Source organism: Flavobacterium microcysteis (genome assembly GCF_006385255.1).
Classification (GTDB): domain Bacteria; phylum Bacteroidota; class Bacteroidia; order Flavobacteriales; family Flavobacteriaceae; genus Flavobacterium; species Flavobacterium microcysteis.
In genome coordinates, this window is record NZ_VFJE01000040.1 from 1 (window position 1) to 2,263 (window position 2,263).

Annotated in this window: 2 protein-coding genes; both read right to left on the reverse strand. The window is 50.0% G+C overall.

The features are described 5' to 3' along the window. Nucleotides 1-1,327: HYR-like domain-containing protein (locus tag FJA49_RS00025; protein ID WP_449404094.1), on the reverse strand; the 1,327-nt coding region annotated here is incomplete at its 3' end. Then, the coding region (locus tag FJA49_RS18365; protein ID WP_449404093.1) for an HYR-like domain-containing protein at nucleotides 1,239-2,263 on the reverse strand (1,025 nt) is incomplete at its 5' end. The genes FJA49_RS00025 and FJA49_RS18365, both read right to left, overlap by 89 nt.

Sequence of the window (2,263 nt, forward strand, 5' to 3'; positions counted from 1 at the left end):
ATTTTCTTGTAAGGGTATAGCTTCCGGCACAAGCACCGTCAGTTCTAGTCTCTGCAAAAGTTACAGTCGCAGTTCCGCAAGCATCGGTTGCAGTAAGCGTAGCCGCAGCCGGGATATTGTCGCAAGACACAGCCAGTTCAGCAGCAGGCAATGTTCCAACGAATGCAGGAGCTTGAGTATCGGTCACGTTCACCACTTGAGTATGCTCGGCAGTATTACCGCATAGGTCAGTCGCAGTCCATTTTCTTGTAAGCGTGTAGCTTCCGGCACAAGCACCGTCAGTTCTAGTCTCGGCAAAAGTTACAGTCGCAGTTCCGCAAGCATCAGTTGCAGTAAGCGTAGCCGCTGTAGGGATGTTTCCACAAGATATAGCAATATCAGCAGGGACTGTTCCTGTAAAGGTAGGAGCTACATTGTCCTGTACGGTTACAATCTGAGTATGCTCGGCAGTGTTACCGCAAAGGTCAGTAGCTGTCCATTTTCTTGTAAGCGTGTAGCTTCCAGCGCAAGCACCGTCAGTTCTAGTTTCGGCAAAAGTTACCGTTGCACTTCCGCAAGCATCAGTTGCAGTTAACGTAGCCGCTGCAGGTACGTTTTCACATGAAGCTGTAATGTTTGATGGCAATGTTCCTGTGAATACAGGAGCCTGAGTATCGGTCACGTTCACTACTTGAATATGTTCGGCAGTGTTACCGCAAAGGTCAGTCGCAGTCCATTTTCTTGTTAGAGTATAGCTTCCGGCACAAGCACCGTCAGTTTTTGTCTCGGCAAAAGTTACAGTTGCGCTTCCGCAAGCATCAGTTGCAGTTAACGTAGCCGCAGTTGGGATATTTCCACAAGATGCATTGATACTAGCAGCAGGCAGTGTTCCTGCAAATACTGGAGCCTGAGTATCGGTCACGTTCACTACTTGAGTATGTTCTGCAGTGTTACCGCAAAGGTCAGTAGCCGTCCATTTTCTTGTAAGCGTGTAGCTTCCAGCGCAAGCACCGTCAGTTCTTGTCTCGGCAAAAGTTACAGTCGCAGTTCCGCAAGCATCGGTTGCAGTAAGCGTAGCCGCAGCTGGCACATTTCCACATGAAGCAGTTATGCTGGCAGCAGGCAATGTTCCTGCGAATACAGGGGCCTGAGTATCGGTTACGGTTACAGTCTGAGTATGTATTGCAGTGTTACCGCATAGGTCAGTAGCAGTCCATTTTCTTGTAAGGGTATAGTTTCCGGCACAAGCACCGTCAGTTCTAGTCTCGGCAAAAGTTACCGTTGCGCTTCCGCAAGCATCGGTCGCTGTAAGCGTAGCTGGGAGCAGGGATATTTTCGCAAGCTGCAGTTATGCTGGCAGGAGGCAATGTTCCTGCAAATACAGGAGCCTGAGTATCAGTCACGGTTACAGTCTGAGTATGTATTGCAGTGTTACCGCAAAGGTCAGTAGCCGTCCATTTTCTTGTAAGCGTGTAGCTTCCAGGGCAAGCACCGTCAGTTCTTGTCTCGGCAAATGTTACCGTTGCAGTTCCGCAAGCATCGGTCGCAGTAAGCGTAGCCGCTGTAGGGATATTTCCGCAAGCTGCAGTTATGCTGGCAGCAGGCAATGTTCCTGCAAATACAGGAGCCACATTGTCCTGTACAGTTACAGTCTGAATGTGTACGGCAGTATTACCGCATAGGTCAGTAGCCGTCCATTTTCTTGTAAGCGTGTAGCTTCCAGGGCAAGCACCGTCAGTTCTTGTCTCGGCAAATGTTACCGTTGCACTTCCGCAAGCATCGGTTGCAGTAAGCGTAGCCGCTGTAGGAATGTTTCCGCAAGATATAGCAACATCAGCAGGCAATGTTCCTACAAAAGTAGGAGCCACATTGTCCTGTACAGTTACAGTCTGAGTGTGTACGGCAGTGTTACCACAAAGGTCAGTAGCCGTCCATTTTCTTGTAAGGGTATAGCTTCCGGCGCAAGCACCGTCAGTCCTAGTCTCGGCGAATGTTACCGTTGCAGTTCCGCAAGCATCAGTTGCAGTAAGCGTAGCCGCTGTAGGTATGTTACTGCAAGATACAGTAACATCAGCAGGAGGTGTTCCTACAAATACAGGAGCCTGGGTATCGGTTACGGTCACTACTTGCGTGTGTACGGCAGTGTTACCGCAAAGGTCAGTCGCCGTCCATTTTCTTGTAAGCGTGTAGCTTCCGGCGCAAGCACCGTCAGTTCTTGTCTCGGCGAATGTTACCGTTGCACTTCCGCAAGCATCAGTTGCAGTAAGCGTAGCCGCAGCCGGGA